We start from the raw sequence: 14,181 nt of genomic DNA, 5'->3' as shown, positions 1-14,181 counted from the left end.
GTCTTTTTATCCGTTTTTGAGAAATATTTAAATCACTTTCTCAATTAATTTTTCACATTTCTCATAAAATTCACTTGTATTATCTTCGAACTCTTTTCCCATTCGAAATTGATTAGCAGTATAGTTGCCCCGTATGAATATATTTGCTTATCTAAAAGCATTAAGCCATCTTACTTAGTTCAGCTTCATATTGCTTCCTGTCGAACACAATAGGTTTTATTTTATCATAATTCCAATATCCACCTGCTGAATCAACACTTCTAAGAGGTTGCTCAAACTCACTCCAGATGACTTTATCATCCTCAATAGTTATCTTGACATTAAAATCCCAACAACCTGGACTTCCACAAACACATTCTAATATAGAGACTTTATCATCATGGAGATACCATTTGTCTGGTTCGTCAAGGAAATGTCTAGATGGAAAAAACACTACACTTTGTGGAAGCCCTCTATATTCTCCTGCTATTTTAGGTTCATATTGCAGTTCAATTTCCCTAAGCATTTCAACTAATCGTTTCTCATTTATGTAAATATCAACAAACTCTGCTTCGTCGTCTTTTTTTATTACTAACTTGATTTTGTCCAAGCAAGATGACCTCCTATAATGCATAAAATCGCAATATCTTAGTAAACCAAATTGATATACATATACATCAAAGTCCTAGTGTAGTTTGTTTAAGCTTAGCTCATTGTAATTTTTACATATCCGCTTGAGTTCATCTCGCACTTCCATTAAGGCAAAGCCTAACAAGTTTTGACCCTTCCATTCAAAAGGGTTATTAACTGCCTTATCATCAGAAGACATGCCAATACCCCATATCTGATCATGTGGACTTGCTTCTACTAAAATTAAATTCTCTGTTTGTAATAGAAATTGCATAAGTATTGGGTTCTGTAGAAACTTGGCATAGTTGCCATTTAAAACAGTGGAATATCGTTTTTCCTCCCAAACAGCCTCATTAAAGTTGTTTACTTTCCTGCCTAACTCCTTGATTTCTTTAGGATTATCGCTTTTCAAAATCCTCTCGAGCATTTCTTCATCATCAAAAATCATTGCTTTTTCTGCCATCATATATTGCTCCATACAGCAATAACTATTGATCTCAACTTCGAATCCTTCTTTCCACCACTGACTTAAGCAAGATTCTGTAATACGACCGTTATTACTCGGTTGGTGTCCCCAAAAGAATACATATTCTAATTTTTCACCATGATTGACTTTTTCACGTAGCCAATTAATTGAATAAGCGGGCTTTCCTTCAACATTCCAAAGGAGGCCTCCTTCATTATCATAAATATCTTCATCAAGATGGTCTTCTTCGTACCAACCAAGCCAACCTTTAGGGGGAGGAAACATTTGGCGAAAGTTATTCTGTTCTCCAATGTTTAGTTCAGAAAACCAATTTCCAAATTCAATTATATAACTCTCGCCATATCCCATTCTCCAACCAATGCTGTACCTTCCTATGTTTGGATACATAAGCCATGGTGGTGCTATCCGTTTATGAATATCAAGTGATTTGTTCAAGTCTCTCACACACCTTATATACTAATTATTAAAATACGTAAACAGTTACTTGTTGAGGACTAATAAGTTATTTAATTCAGTAAGGCTTCTACTTCTAATCGGTACATTTTGACAAATTGCTTTAACGGTAAAGTGGTCATTCCCGGCAAGCTCGTGCTCCTAACTAACTATCCTGAATGACTAGCTTTCCGGTCGTTAGATCCTCATTAACAAATGCAAAAATCGTCGGCGAGGCTCCCACCAACAAGCAGAAAGGCTTGAAATTGGCATGCAATTGTAGCAGCAAACCCCAGTTGCTGTCATCTGGCCAACCATCGCCTTGGAAAAAGTAGGGCACACCGCCAATTTTATCGCCGTCAACTTCAGCGTTATATGCTTTCCGCTCATCCTCAGTGAGAAGGAGGTAGGCTTCGGAATCGAGAAATGCAGGGTCTTGGGCTTCTTGCAACTGAGGGATGCCTTCATAAGATTCGCCATTGTTATCCCACAGCGTTGGTCCGTTAACCAATGGGGCTGTATCTATCAGAAGCTCACCTCCGGGCTGGATAATGATCGCATTTTCACCGCCATCGGGATCGATGATATCAGGATCAAAGAAGCCTTCCTCCATATTTTTCGCATGCGTAACAAAGAGATAGGCCATCAGAGGAACAGGAACGTTTGGAGTGGGGAATAATTGCTGATCTAGCTCAATCTGACCGATAAACATCATCGGGCGCTTGTCCCACCCGCTGCTAAGCGGCCATTGCGGTTCTGTTAGCCATACTGGCTGTCCTCCGATTTTCGTTATGGGAGTCCGAATCGGTTCACTGACGCGGGTAAAACTATCGATCTTGTATTTCTTCATTATTATCGCATCCTTTCGTTCTGGCACAACATTATTATAATGGATCCACACTATTATTGATGTGTTGTACCTTGATATTTCCAGTCAATCTAATACAGCTCGTGAAAATAGTTCTTTCATTAATGAGTCATCTTCACATGCTTCCTTAAAGGCGATTGCAAAACTAAGTATGGCTTCTTTATTGTCTGTATAAGTAACGAACGTATCGGCTTCCGGGTCAAATCGTATGATATCAACTAAGTGAGGCATTTTTTCTTCAAGAAACACGGCTGCTAATGAACCCCAATCATAGCCATTGCCTTCACATCCTTCTTCGGCTCGGGTTTGAAAAATTTCATGCTTATATTTGCCAACACCTAAAATCATTGATATGCTTCCATTATTATGCGCAACTAGCCCAAATGGGTTTATTTTTTCTTCAATTTCTAACAAATGGGGGTCATTCCCAATCCTCATCGCCTTTTCAACGTTCACTATATGGATGGTTTTATTTCCTGCTCTAGCAGCGGCGTTGCGGCTCATTTCTAAAAACATCCTACCATCTGAATCTTCAGGATCTAGTGCTACAGCTTGTTCAAAAGCAACTATCGCTTCCTTATACTGTTCAAGGTAATAATAAGCATATCCTATTCGGAAATGCCAAAGAGGGTCGTGCTCGCCTTGCTCTTGCACAGATAAAAAATATTGGATAGCTTCATTATAGTTTTCTTGATTATTCAATGCTCTTGCCAAAAGGCAAACTAAGTCATAGTCCCTTTCTGCCTCGGGTATTTCCATAATTTTGTTAATGATTTTCGCATGCTGGCTCTTGTTATGCCAAAGAGTGAGCTGTTTCAATAAATCCTTATCCATCTTTGTATCATCTCCTCTTACTTTAATCAAAAAATGATTGCCATATATTAGAATAACCCATATGATTTAAAAGGTTCAATCAATTGCGATTATATGAGAAATGAAACGAGGGATAAACTTATGAGTGAAGAGTGGATACATGCTATGCATGGTGTGCCTTGGACGCCTAAAAAAATGAAAGCAGCTGTTGAAAAACTAAGGCGACGAGCTACGATCAGTTTTGCTTTTGATTCAGATAAATTGGCGGATTTAGTAAAATTAGATGAAATGGTCCTATCCCATCGTCCTGATCTTATTTTGCACATATGGAGTTACAGAAATAAAGGGGATTATTCAGTTGAAATGCTAGACATCTTAGCTGGATTGAAAAACGTAACTGCCTTGCATCTAAGCATGAAAAAAAAGCAAGATTTAAATAAACTTCAGGCCCTAAAAAACATGGAGTTTTTGAAAATTGATTCTGACCAAACACTTTCTATCGATTTTATAAGTAGTTTTCAAAAACTTCAGCACTTGCAATTAAGTGGAAAATTCGATAATTTGTCTCCCATAGCAAACTGTAAAAATCTTAGCAGCATAATCCTTCAGTGTACAGTTGAGCAATTGAACTTTGTCAAAGAGATCCCCATAGAATATCTCCTTATCGATAACTGTAACGTGAATTGTGATCTGGATGTACTCAACGTTCGAACCTTGAAGATGTTAGAGCTATCATCCATTGCAAAGCTAGAGGATGTTTCCTTCTTGAGTAGATTCGAGAATTTGGAGTTTTTGAGTTTGTCTTTATCCAGAGTGGAGAAGCTATGTGATTTTTCTGCTATGGATAACTTGAAACAATTAGAACTGGAAAACATGAAATCACTGATAGAGATAGATGTCTTAAAAACTGCAACAAAACTGGAAATTTTAGAGTTGAAGGAAATAAATACGAAGATCAAGGCGGAAGCGTTTGACTTTTTATCAGACATGCCTAAGCTGAAACAGTTGGATTTTCAATTTATTGATTTTAATAAGAAACGCATTGAAACCATACGAAAAAAACTGGTTGATTCAGGTAAACAGGACATTTTAATTGATTGTATTCCTAAGGAAAAAAGACAAAGAAAGATGAATTCGATTCATCTTTCTCGTATATTGATGTAGTTTGTATTATAATTCCCCATAGCTTTCGAACTGTGAAACCAAGAACTTCTCTAGGACCTCTTCATGCAGAAACTGTCCTTTGCGCTTCGTATATTTCTTTATCTGATTTCATGTATTTGAGCATCGGTATGGTCAATTGCTCTCGAATCGGGTAAGTTGTTTCTTGTAACTCATTCGGCGATCTTATCCTTTCGTTATGAGAGACCTAGGATACCATACAATCGTCTGATTGGGTTATTTTTCTGTGCAAATATTTTTCGACAAAAACTTTTCACTGTCCAGTGTTATTCAAAATCTTTTACAATCATGGAAAATTAGTTATTCCTCGTCATGCAAGCTTGTCGTTTGCACAATTCGCTCGCTTATTATTACTGGATGAGCTTCTGCGTTTTTGATCTGGCAGCTTCCGGAAAATCAACAGGCGTACCACCAAACCAAAGTTTAGCGCTTTCGGTTGCCCAATCCATATATTAAGTAGACTCTAATTACTTAAATATTTTATAAATTTAGAGAGTTCTTGTTCTTGATTGGCACCAAAACAATCTTTGTTTTGATACTTAAACGATTTTACTATATCACCTAAATGCAATATGATTTTCTTCTTGTCTTGTGCTACCAACTTATTAGTAATCGCTGAAAAAGGTATATAATCGACTTTTCCTTCCTCATATCTCTTAATTGATCGTGTGAAAGGATTCGATGTAGAAGGGATAAAAAACATTCCGCTGTCATTGTAAGCAACTACCCAAATATGCTCTGGGTCAATTGTGTCCTCAAGCAAGTTAATGACATCCAAATTAGCACTTTGCATATTTGGAAGCTGTTCACGCACATAATTTTTCATAACATCCTGAGCCACACTGGCAGAACGCCCCCCCTTTTTGTTCAGAAACACCATCACAATCACTCCAACTATTATTACTACTGCTGGTATAGCCAATAATTTAATATCCATAGTAAATTTCCCCTTTTTTATAATTTTTGTCGCAATGAGTATTTTAACCAAGGACTGTCAGCATCCTTTAGCAACTCTTTTGCAATTTCCATAATACCGTGCAGCGTCGTATGAGACCCGCTCCACATAGATCTCCCAATAATATAACCATCTGCAAACTCTTTCCAGTTCAAATAGGTATTCTGACATTCTCTATGGGCTTTATTAATATAACTCCAAGCTTCTTCTTCTGAAACATATGCCAAATCATAGCAGCAACGTGTAATCAAAACCAGTCGTCCCATATCCCAGCCAACAATAGATTTTGTGCTCAAGTCTTCTCTTTTGTTAATATGCTTATTTTTAACTAGATCTTCGATTGTATGATTTAGATGATTCATATATTTGTATGTATTTACCTTTTCGTCTTCTTCCAAAATCGCCTCATCAACGGCTATGGATAGACCTGAAACAAGTTGTTTGATGGCCTCAAAGTAGATTCTATGCCCCCTGCTACTCAGCCAATTCAAAGTCATTAATGCAGTATCTCTGTCAACAATGCCGTAGTAATCTTTCACACTTCGACTAATTTCATTTTTGTCAGACCCAGTTTGCAAACTATCACAAAAATACATCGTCTGTTCTGAATTGATTGCTCCAACATACAAAGCAGCATACTGTTCTACGGTTAAAATAGCGGCATTGGGGTTCTTTCGATACTTTTTCTTGCTCAGTGCACCTGCTAATTTTTTAAAAAAACCCAAGTTTTCATCCTCATTTCGTTCATAAAATATAAATACTCTCACATAAATTATATACTGGTCAGTGAAAAGTTTTTGTCGAAAAATCTTTGCACAGAAAAACAACCCAATCAGACGATTGTATGGTTCCTAGGTCTCTCATAACGAAAGGATAAGATCGCCAGTGGCTCCAGGTGATCCGCCGGACGGCCCCTCTACTGCTTGTGCAGGATTGCGTCGTGCTGGTCGGTGATGGGATGAAGTAAGCCAAGGAAGGACGTCGGATGCCGGGAGTCAAGAAGCTCCATCAGGAGTGCGAAAACGTCTCTAAGGGTGAATACATTTTCGACCATTTGTTTGGCGCCATCGGCATTTTGGCCGGCCCCCCACAAAAGTGGTTCTGCTTGCCCTTGTTCCTGAATCTGCAGGATAACGTCAAAACCATCTTGGGGTGGAAATTCGGTATGCTCCTTCTTCGAATCCCTCGGCTTCCCGACTTTGAAAAATTTCTTTTTTATAAGTACCAACATTCAACTCTTCGATCATTTGAAAATATGAATGCATCTGATCCAAGTTATACTTAAATTCATTTTTCAGCAATGTACTCATTAGCATAATATTTCCCCAACAAACTACCAATCACGTTCACGAATGGCTTCTTCTGTATCTATTTCGATACCAAAAAAAGCTAAAATATCTTCAACAGTTTGTGCAATTGATTCTCTCGCAACTGTTTCAATTTCGCTGTCATTTTCGTCAAACTCTACTGCAAGATCATTGATTGCATGGATGGCGAAATCAAGCTTTGATTGAATTTCTTCGACATCTTGATTTCCTTGTTCCAAAAATTCAACAACTTTAACTAGTTCAGCTTTGACTTTATCCACAAGAAAATTAGGGTAGTATCCATCAATGTACATATCTTTTAAATATTCAAATGACGCACTATCATTATCTCGCACGCTTAGCACAAAGGGAACTTCACTTGCTTCGTTATCCGTAGTTTGTTCGTTCAAAACTTTCAATGCGGCAGATTGCTTAAGTTTCTTATTATTTCGTTCGACTTTACCTCGGCTCCAATCTAATAATGTCAAAGTATCTCTATCTTCTGGATCTAGCTTATCTGTAATTTCAAATTCTCTTAATGCTTCCTCATATTGTTCAAGATAATAGTAGGAGTAGCCCACGCGAAAATGCCAAAGTGGGTCATTCTCACCTAGTTTTGAAATAGCCAAAAGCTGTTGAAGTGCTTCATCGTAACGTTCCAAATTATTCAAAGCTCTTGCCAATAAACTGACCGTATCATAATCTCTGTCTAATTGGGGAATTTCCATAATTCTATCTACTATTTTTTCATGTTCATCTTCTTGATGCCAAATAATAAGTTGCGCGAAAGTGTCTTTTTCCATCACTCTGCCTCTTTTCGTTTGTAAGATTTACCACCTATTATCTAAATTTATCTTAAATCAACTATCATCATTATAATATCATCATTTTGCATATTAAGGATAAATTTTACGATATTCCTCATCGTCTTTCGTTTTAGTCCAGATACCATATTTCCATCTAATTTCACCATTTTTCAATTTTGTTACTACATCTTCTTCATATTTTTCATAGTTGAAGGATTCATCCATATCGATACGAATATCTAAAGTGTGATGTTCATCACACAACAAATCACTAAGGTCGTCTACTCTATCTACAAGTATGACTTTATAAGTAACCGTGTCACCTTCAGCAATAAAACGACCTTTTTTGTTTTCGTAAGGTAAACGAATGCCAAAAACATTTTCCATCTTACAAACAAGTTTTTCGAATAAATCATCTTCCAACAAAACTATGCTTAATATTTTTATCACAACGCTAAACCTACTTCCATTACTCTTAGATTCTTGATCTTAACTTTCATGGCTTATAGTCAGTATGTTATAGTTCGCATCCAAATAGACAACAACCAACTGATCCGTATACTCTGGGTCAAAAGTAAAATCCATAATGAATATCTGTTTTTTTAGCTCTTTTTCAAAGTTACTTCCCAACCAACCTTCGCCCAAGCTGCTTCCCAAGCTTTTTAGCATAAGTAGGTCAACCATCTCCAGTTCACTTAATGTTCCAGGTTGCTCCATCCCAAACATTACTTTTAAGCTTTCATCATCCATTTCTAAAAGATGAAAAGCAAAGAAATCATGAAGCAACTTATGACTAGGGTCTTTTGTATTTTGAATAATATCTCTTAGATGCGCCCGAGCCTTGTTTACCAACTCATCCATGTGATCTAGTGCATGGGAAACACGAGCGATAGCGCTCTCATTTTGTGTAATTTTTTCCGACACATTAAAATAAAATGGAATCTGGTTACCAGGCATTAGGTTATCTATCCAAATAGATTCGCCGGGTGTGTACTCTAGACTAGGAAATTTCCTGCTTGGTATTTGTTTCATCATTTAGTTGGCTCCTTTAATCTTTCTGTTCAATTAGGGGTCCCACCAGCAAAACGCGGATTAATAACGTTAAGGGGGAATATGGAGAAAGTAAAACGATAAAACATTATCAGGACTTTATGGAAGTCATTTTAATTTGGGTGAGGTTTTCTAAGTTGATTTCAATTTGTAATTCGGTATGCTCATTAATAGCGATTAGGATATTATCTTTGATTTCTAAGTCTTTTATAGGGTTTGAATTCTCAAAAAATATTCCCCATACCAAACGGTTTTCAGCATCCGTACAAGCAATAAATCCTTCATTTCCCATTTGACCATCACCGCCATGGATTTTCCCATCTTGATATTCAATACTGACCCATTCATCAACGATCGTCCAATATTCAACATTATACTTTGCTATGCTTTCAATGGTTGTGTCACACAAGGGAGAGCAAAAAGATTTACTTTCTTTTGTGTTGGGGTTATATGTGCTGTAACAATTTAAAATTGTTACAGTGCCGTTTGGAAAGATGATGCAATTAATGCCGGGCAGTTCATGCTTTTCAAGATTCCAATGTTCTGCAATACTATTATTCACAATAAATCCTCCTTTATATCCTATCTGGTTACTATGAAAGTCTCATCTATTTCTTTCGTTCTTCCACGTGGTCTCTGGAGTCCCTTCGATTAACGTGGCTTCAGGTTGTGATGCGAACGGCCCCACTCCTTTACGTCAATGGGATGGCAGTACTCTATAGGCGATGGATAACCCTTGACATTTTTTAGCCCACTCGTTTTGTATAGGATGGTGAGAGTGTACTAGTGTATCAATCGATGGTTTATTATGGGCAGGTTCACGATTGACTTGTGGTCTTAATTAGGCATGTTCGTCAATATCTTCTGTTTTATATCCTACTGGCCTTTTCGGCTTTCCGTATTTCTTAGATAGACCAAATACATCAATCCAAATATTCGGATCATGCACATACCCATATAACGCTATTCCACCGTCTATTCCTAAAGGACCCTTCTGTGTGTTTATCCCCTCATAAGGTGCATAGTAGTGGAAACGGTTGTAATTGTTTCTATTTTCTTAAGCTATTACATTATTTAAAAACAAGCTGACATTGATAATTTCCACGACAGCTTGTTTTCCTATTATAATCTTATTAAATTATGCTTCGTCATCATCTTCATCTTCGTCAAGTTTATTCAAAAATTCATTAAAATCCTCAGCTAAAAAAACTATGCAGTCTTTCGTAACTTCACCAAGATCTAACCACACTATATAAATTTGGCCAGTTTCTATATCGATACAAAATTTATTTCCTCCTGCATCACTAGCAAATGGAAGAAGCTTCTCCGGCATTATTTTTCTATTTCTGTAATCTACGTATCGATCTTCGATTGTAATGCCTATTTCGTTTACATACCTAAATGGTAAAAATGTTTGAACATTGGTCTCAATATCCGCCTCTTCTGAATAAAAATAGGTTCGATTAGGGACCCCTCCATTATATTGCAAATAATGCTCGACAAGTTGCAACGGTAACTTCAAACCTAGTTGAACTTCAATTTTACGAATGTCTTCTATTGTTAATTTTTTTGACGTCATTGAAAACATAAATAATCTCCTCCGAAAAGAAATACTCGCCCTTTTTTAACACAAATTCACATTGATGAAAACGAAAAATAAAACAAGTTAAATGTTACTAAAAGAGCTTGTTCAATACGGTAAATGTTCTCATAGAATTGCTCGAAATTTGCCAATTTCCTAGTACCCGTTCATTTCCTCATTTCAATCAGTAATCACGCACTGCATCGAACCACCGTTGCGCCATCTCCTCTGTTATAGGCTGGCCAATCAGGTGATCAGACTGGCTGAGTTGCCCCTTTGGAAGCTTCAGGCTCAGACGCTCGGACTGGTCCAACTTGATATGCAAGCCTTGCAAATTGGACTGTCTGGCGTCCGCCACCGTGTCTTCAGACAGGATCGGAGCCCACGTCATCTCTTCTATGGGACGTTTCTGCGCCCAGTCAAAAAAGCCTGCGTCACTGCCTGCATAGTGCAGAAATCGCGGCCAGGGCGAGCCCGCTGGAGTGGCAAAGGCATCGAATACGGTCCAATCGATGATCGCATCAGTCGCAACGTGAAGGTCTGCTTTCTTCCCCAATTGCGACGGTCCAATGGATAGACTGCCCACACCGGGCTGAATGACAAGAGTGTGACTGCGAGGACCTATCAGGTCGATAGGATAACGACCAAATTCTCTAACAGAACCAGCAGGAGGACGAGCTTGAGTATCATTTGGCATTTCTATCATCCTTTCTTCTATACCCTATCAAGTCATTTCGGCAAGTGCAGACATTGGTCCATGCTATGTCGCCAATCTCTGCAATAAAGCCAGCTACTATGTCGCTGCCGATTTCAGGTTCTGTATTCTACCCATACCCCAAATAATCGTCAACCTTTGAGAAATACGTGCTAGTCTGTGCCCATAATTAAAATAGCGACAATCATGTTCGAGAAAATAAAATCTTAGACTGTCGCTGTTTTATTGCAGTATAGTTCTCTGTTCGTTCAATGATCATTTTAAATATATACCTACAGGTCAAATATAGGCGGATTAATTCGATCAAAGTCTCTATGTACAAGTGCAAATTTATCGTCTGAACCCCACAACGGTTTAGAAAATGAAATAACCTCATTCTCTCCTCGAGGGGTAGACTCGACGGAAACTTCCACTTTAATTTCATGAAGTATCACATCGGAATTTTTGTCGAAATAACTATCTTTTGCTAACTCGTGATCCTCATCTACATCATAATAAAGGGATGAAGTAGTTCCTCTAATATGTAGCAAATTAAATTGATCAATATTCCAAATAAATTTTTCAACAATATTTTCACATGGGTGGATAAAGTATAACCAGCCTTCACCACTTGGTAGGAAAACAACTAATATGTCTTCCATGGCACCTGGAGCATATAAATCATCAACTGACCACAATCCGGTTATTCTTTTTTCTAGAGTCATTTTAATCCCTCACTTATCGGTTCGCTATTCATAATATCCCGTTGAAAATACATTCCTAGACTGAGACTGCCGCAACTTTATTGAACAATCGTTTCCCGTTAGCTTAGTTTTCGTTAATAAGTGATCATACTTTTATTTTGTTAATATCCATTTTTCTGGGTTCGGAGGTTTTGGTATCTGAACAATAGCTCGGTCAGCGCGAAACCAAGCAGTATGTTGAGTTCCATTTAATTCATACGTTATCTGATAATGATCACCGAAATCTTTAGCCCTTGAAGGCTTATTAAAAGGAGTCTGATTTGAACGGACTTTTTGAATAGTAACTATCGTCCCTTCAATTGATTGGATTTTATCTTTTATTTCACTTTTATTCATCTTCCCCTGATGTTTTCGGATTTGTATAGCAAATCTAACTCCAATAAAAATAATTATTATAAATAGAAAAATGGCGATTTTTCCGTATGTAGGAACCATCTAAAAACTCCTTATCTCAACTTACTTTATAATACAAACGTAAATCCATTTTGTAAGTTCCATATAATGTCTCTAATTATTAGCGATTGAGCAATAACTGCACTATGGAGCGACAAGAAGAACTTCAGGAGCTACCGATAAATCTATACGTTAGGAGAGGTCGAATGAATCCAGTTATCTGTCTAGATATTTCTAAAGAAGAAATCCATGGCCAGCTTTTTTAGATCGTGGAAAATCATTCAAAGGGACATTTCAATTCGAACATACGCGAGAAGGACTCTTGAAGTTGCTTCAAGTTATTCAAGACGTCGAGCATACTTTTGGACATCTTCCTGCTCTTATTCTCGAAATTACTTTGCTAGAAATGTTCACAAGCTATTAGCTGGTATATCTCAATAGGCCGCCGTTTTGAACACTTATAGAAAGAATAATATACTTTGAGTTTGATCGATTCCCAACTCATTTAACAAATACTATTTGCGTTTCTTGCGAAGCTGGCGCAGCGCTTGCCTGGCATTGTAGGAAACGAGATCGTCTTCGTGATCGAGCAGTTGTTCGATCCGTTCTTCCGTTTCGGGGACTCCAAATCGCGCCAGACTATAGAGCATGTTGATGAGCTGAAAAGGGCTCTCCTCCGTACGGCTTGCGTTAAGTGCGATGTCCACGAGTTCTTCATCACGGCCGATGCGCCATAACGCAAGCGCAATGTCAACCTTCATTTCCCCTTCGGCTCCGGGAAGAAGCTCGTACAAAATGTCTTTCGCCTTGTGCGATCGCAAATAGCCGAGCGCTATGACCGGCCAGTTGTCACGCAGGCTTACGATGCGGAGAAGCTCTTCTTCCGCTGCCTGACGTTCTTCCGCCGTCATGCGGTCGAACAATTCGAGCGGCGGCCCGTCTTTTCGCTTCTCCCATGTCGGGTCATCCAAGAAATAAATGACAAACTTCTGATATGCTTTCATCGCTATCCTCCTTGCTACGGATTTCTCCTCCCAAATTTGCGTGATAAAGATCAATTTCAGCGCTAGTGGTATTAATCGAGAAAATTGTAGTTAATAATCGGTTCAATATTTTCTACAGGCTCTTCACTTCTACGGAGTGTATACAAAGGAATTATTTCATTTCCAAGATTGCCAGAATAAGTACATAGCGATAAAACAATTTTTTCACCGTCACCCTCTATACAAATTGTAGGCCATTCTTTTTCAAGACACTCCGGCCATGTAAGCAATTCATTCCCTGGAATTACAGATAATTTTTTGGTCTTATTTTTAATTTTGTAAGTTCCACTGACAATACATTCATCGAATATAATTGAATTATTCATTGCATGAATATAATAGTGCCATGGCTTTATCCCCCAAGTGATTATCAATAACCCCTCTTCAAAACATTTATCAACCAGATCAGTTGTTGTAAATAAATCCACAAGATTGACTGCCCCGTCACCAACCTCACTTCTTATAAATTCACTAAATAAATCAAGATCAACCATAAAAAAGCCTAGGTTTCCCAAACTACCGTAAACAGAGGTGCTACTAAGTTTACTGTTTTTTTTCAAATCAATAGAGTCTTTGAAAATCAGTATATACACAGTAATTGTTTCAATTTTTTGTTCGTAGTCTGTTAAAATGGGTGGTGCTTCCACTGATAAAAAATCTGGCTGAGATATCTCTTTTCGAAAAACTTGAATATTTACATGATACTCCCCAGACAATTCTATGTTTTCTCTTTGGTAAAGATTTTTTTCGCGTAATACACCATCGATAATAGCTGTTTGAATGGTTTTATTCTCACTATCCGTAAAATTATTCTTATGTGAATAATATATAATATCATTTTCTGAAAATGATACGCTCTTATACTCCGCTTCTGCTATTTTTTCACCTAACACAGCAGAATCCAACAATAGTTGTTTATCACCCCTTACTTCTTCAACAATAAGTTTAAATCTACAAATTTCATACTCACTCTGTTGTTCACTAAAAGGTATTCTAAGTTTGAAATATCTAGTTTTCAAATATGCATTTTTTATTTGGTTGGAACAATAATCTTGTTCCAACCAAATAGCTGTATTTAACATTAGTCTCACCTCATACAATTAATTGAGTGCCCTTGTTGAGACGCCCATTTCTTCGTTTCTTCACAAGCTTGAGCAGGTGTAACATTTTTCTTTATCAATTCCCCTTTTGTACCA

Annotated in this window: 17 protein-coding genes and 1 pseudogene; 1 reads left to right on the top strand and 17 read right to left on the bottom strand. The window is 37.6% G+C overall.

Annotated elements, in window-relative coordinates; translation table 11 throughout:
- Positions 1-160: 160 nt before the first annotated feature.
- From H4683_RS05335 to H4683_RS05320, 4 genes are all read right to left on the bottom strand, one after another.
- Positions 161-589: a hypothetical protein gene (locus H4683_RS05335; protein ID WP_192597802.1), complete on the bottom strand. Its 429-nt coding sequence runs from the start codon at positions 587-589 to the stop codon at positions 161-163.
- A 75-nt stretch (positions 590-664) separates the two neighbouring features.
- Positions 665-1,531, bottom strand: a complete 867-nt coding sequence (locus H4683_RS05330) for an NADAR family protein (RefSeq protein WP_338062396.1) — start codon at positions 1,529-1,531, stop codon at positions 665-667.
- Positions 1,532-1,694: 163 nt separating this feature from the next.
- Positions 1,695-2,378, bottom strand: coding sequence for a DUF1963 domain-containing protein (locus H4683_RS05325; protein ID WP_192597801.1), 684 nt, complete (start codon positions 2,376-2,378; stop codon positions 1,695-1,697).
- Between the two features lie 84 nt (positions 2,379-2,462).
- Positions 2,463-3,230: an Imm51 family immunity protein gene (locus tag H4683_RS05320; protein WP_192597800.1), complete on the bottom strand. Its 768-nt coding sequence runs from the start codon at positions 3,228-3,230 to the stop codon at positions 2,463-2,465.
- 120 nt (positions 3,231-3,350) lie between these two features.
- On the opposite strand from H4683_RS05320, the gene H4683_RS05315 reads away from it, so the two are divergent.
- Positions 3,351-4,373 (top strand): leucine-rich repeat domain-containing protein, encoded by a 1,023-nt coding sequence (locus H4683_RS05315; protein ID WP_192597799.1) that lies wholly within the window; start codon positions 3,351-3,353, stop codon positions 4,371-4,373.
- A 481-nt stretch (positions 4,374-4,854) separates the two neighbouring features.
- Here H4683_RS05315 and H4683_RS05310 read toward each other — a convergent pair whose 3' ends face one another.
- The 13 genes and pseudogenes from H4683_RS05310 to H4683_RS05250 form a co-directional block, all read right to left on the bottom strand.
- Positions 4,855-5,328, bottom strand: a complete 474-nt coding sequence (locus H4683_RS05310; RefSeq protein ID WP_192597798.1) for a hypothetical protein — start codon at positions 5,326-5,328, stop codon at positions 4,855-4,857.
- Between the two features lie 17 nt (positions 5,329-5,345).
- Complete coding sequence (locus tag H4683_RS05305; protein ID WP_192597797.1) at positions 5,346-6,071, bottom strand: DUF1266 domain-containing protein; 726 nt, start codon at positions 6,069-6,071, stop codon at positions 5,346-5,348.
- 191 nt (positions 6,072-6,262) lie between these two features.
- The gene (locus H4683_RS05300) at positions 6,263-6,574 is read right to left on the bottom strand and encodes a hypothetical protein (RefSeq protein WP_192597796.1); all 312 of its coding nucleotides are present in this window, start codon (positions 6,572-6,574) and stop codon (positions 6,263-6,265) included.
- A gap of 105 nt (positions 6,575-6,679) precedes the next feature.
- Entirely contained in the window at positions 6,680-7,456 is a 777-nt protein-coding gene (locus H4683_RS22590) for a DUF5713 family protein (protein WP_476715134.1), read from the bottom strand.
- Between the two features lie 93 nt (positions 7,457-7,549).
- Positions 7,550-7,909 carry a hypothetical protein gene (locus H4683_RS05290; protein WP_192597795.1) on the bottom strand — a complete coding sequence of 120 codons (360 nt, stop codon included), beginning with the start codon at positions 7,907-7,909 and terminating at the stop codon, positions 7,550-7,552.
- A 39-nt stretch (positions 7,910-7,948) separates the two neighbouring features.
- Complete coding sequence (locus H4683_RS05285) at positions 7,949-8,494, bottom strand: DUF2004 domain-containing protein (RefSeq protein ID WP_192597794.1); 546 nt, start codon at positions 8,492-8,494, stop codon at positions 7,949-7,951.
- 106 nt (positions 8,495-8,600) lie between these two features.
- Positions 8,601-9,071 (bottom strand): hypothetical protein, encoded by a 471-nt coding sequence (locus H4683_RS05280; protein ID WP_192597793.1) that lies wholly within the window; start codon positions 9,069-9,071, stop codon positions 8,601-8,603.
- A 576-nt stretch (positions 9,072-9,647) separates the two neighbouring features.
- Positions 9,648-10,097 (bottom strand): SMI1/KNR4 family protein, encoded by a 450-nt coding sequence (locus H4683_RS05275; RefSeq protein ID WP_192597792.1) that lies wholly within the window; start codon positions 10,095-10,097, stop codon positions 9,648-9,650.
- A 259-nt stretch (positions 10,098-10,356) separates the two neighbouring features.
- Positions 10,357-10,788, bottom strand: a pseudogene (locus H4683_RS05270) (hypothetical protein); the annotation flags it as partial.
- Between the two features lie 290 nt (positions 10,789-11,078).
- Positions 11,079-11,510 carry a hypothetical protein gene (locus tag H4683_RS05265; protein ID WP_192597791.1) on the bottom strand — a complete coding sequence of 144 codons (432 nt, stop codon included), beginning with the start codon at positions 11,508-11,510 and terminating at the stop codon, positions 11,079-11,081.
- A 132-nt stretch (positions 11,511-11,642) separates the two neighbouring features.
- Entirely contained in the window at positions 11,643-11,984 is a 342-nt protein-coding gene (locus tag H4683_RS05260; RefSeq protein ID WP_068585442.1) for a hypothetical protein, read from the bottom strand.
- Positions 11,985-12,457: 473 nt separating this feature from the next.
- Complete coding sequence (locus tag H4683_RS05255; RefSeq protein ID WP_192597790.1) at positions 12,458-12,946, bottom strand: HEAT repeat domain-containing protein; 489 nt, start codon at positions 12,944-12,946, stop codon at positions 12,458-12,460.
- A gap of 71 nt (positions 12,947-13,017) precedes the next feature.
- A complete protein-coding gene (locus H4683_RS05250; RefSeq protein WP_192597789.1) occupies positions 13,018-14,067 on the bottom strand; it encodes a hypothetical protein in 1,050 nt (349 codons plus the stop codon).
- Between the last annotated feature and the right edge of the window lie 114 nt (positions 14,068-14,181).

It is taken from the genome of Sporosarcina limicola (assembly GCF_014873855.1).
GTDB lineage: Bacteria > Bacillota > Bacilli > Bacillales_A > Planococcaceae > Sporosarcina > Sporosarcina limicola.
The sequence above is the reverse complement of the archived record's forward strand: the minus strand, read 5'-3'. Positions and strand labels throughout refer to the sequence as shown.

What these genes read in the sequence shown, in the direction of transcription:
- H4683_RS05315 (WP_192597799.1), top strand. Translation starts at nt 3,351, where the DNA reads ATGAGTGAAGAGTGGATACATGCTATGCATGGTGTGCCTTGGACGCCT.
- H4683_RS05325 (WP_192597801.1), bottom strand. Translation starts at nt 2,378, where the DNA reads ATGAAGAAATACAAGATCGATAGTTTTACCCGCGTCAGTGAACCGATT.
- H4683_RS05285 (WP_192597794.1), bottom strand. Translation starts at nt 8,494, where the DNA reads ATGATGAAACAAATACCAAGCAGGAAATTTCCTAGTCTAGAGTACACA.
- H4683_RS05250 (WP_192597789.1), bottom strand. Translation starts at nt 14,067, where the DNA reads ATGTTAAATACAGCTATTTGGTTGGAACAAGATTATTGTTCCAACCAA.
- H4683_RS05310 (WP_192597798.1), bottom strand. Translation starts at nt 5,328, where the DNA reads ATGGATATTAAATTATTGGCTATACCAGCAGTAGTAATAATAGTTGGA.
- H4683_RS05320 (WP_192597800.1), bottom strand. Translation starts at nt 3,230, where the DNA reads ATGGATAAGGATTTATTGAAACAGCTCACTCTTTGGCATAACAAGAGC.
- H4683_RS05260 (WP_068585442.1), bottom strand. Translation starts at nt 11,984, where the DNA reads ATGGTTCCTACATACGGAAAAATCGCCATTTTTCTATTTATAATAATT.
- H4683_RS05255 (WP_192597790.1), bottom strand. Translation starts at nt 12,946, where the DNA reads ATGAAAGCATATCAGAAGTTTGTCATTTATTTCTTGGATGACCCGACA.
- H4683_RS22590 (WP_476715134.1), bottom strand. Translation starts at nt 7,456, where the DNA reads ATGGAAAAAGACACTTTCGCGCAACTTATTATTTGGCATCAAGAAGAT.
- H4683_RS05265 (WP_192597791.1), bottom strand. Translation starts at nt 11,510, where the DNA reads ATGACTCTAGAAAAAAGAATAACCGGATTGTGGTCAGTTGATGATTTA.
- H4683_RS05275 (WP_192597792.1), bottom strand. Translation starts at nt 10,097, where the DNA reads ATGTTTTCAATGACGTCAAAAAAATTAACAATAGAAGACATTCGTAAA.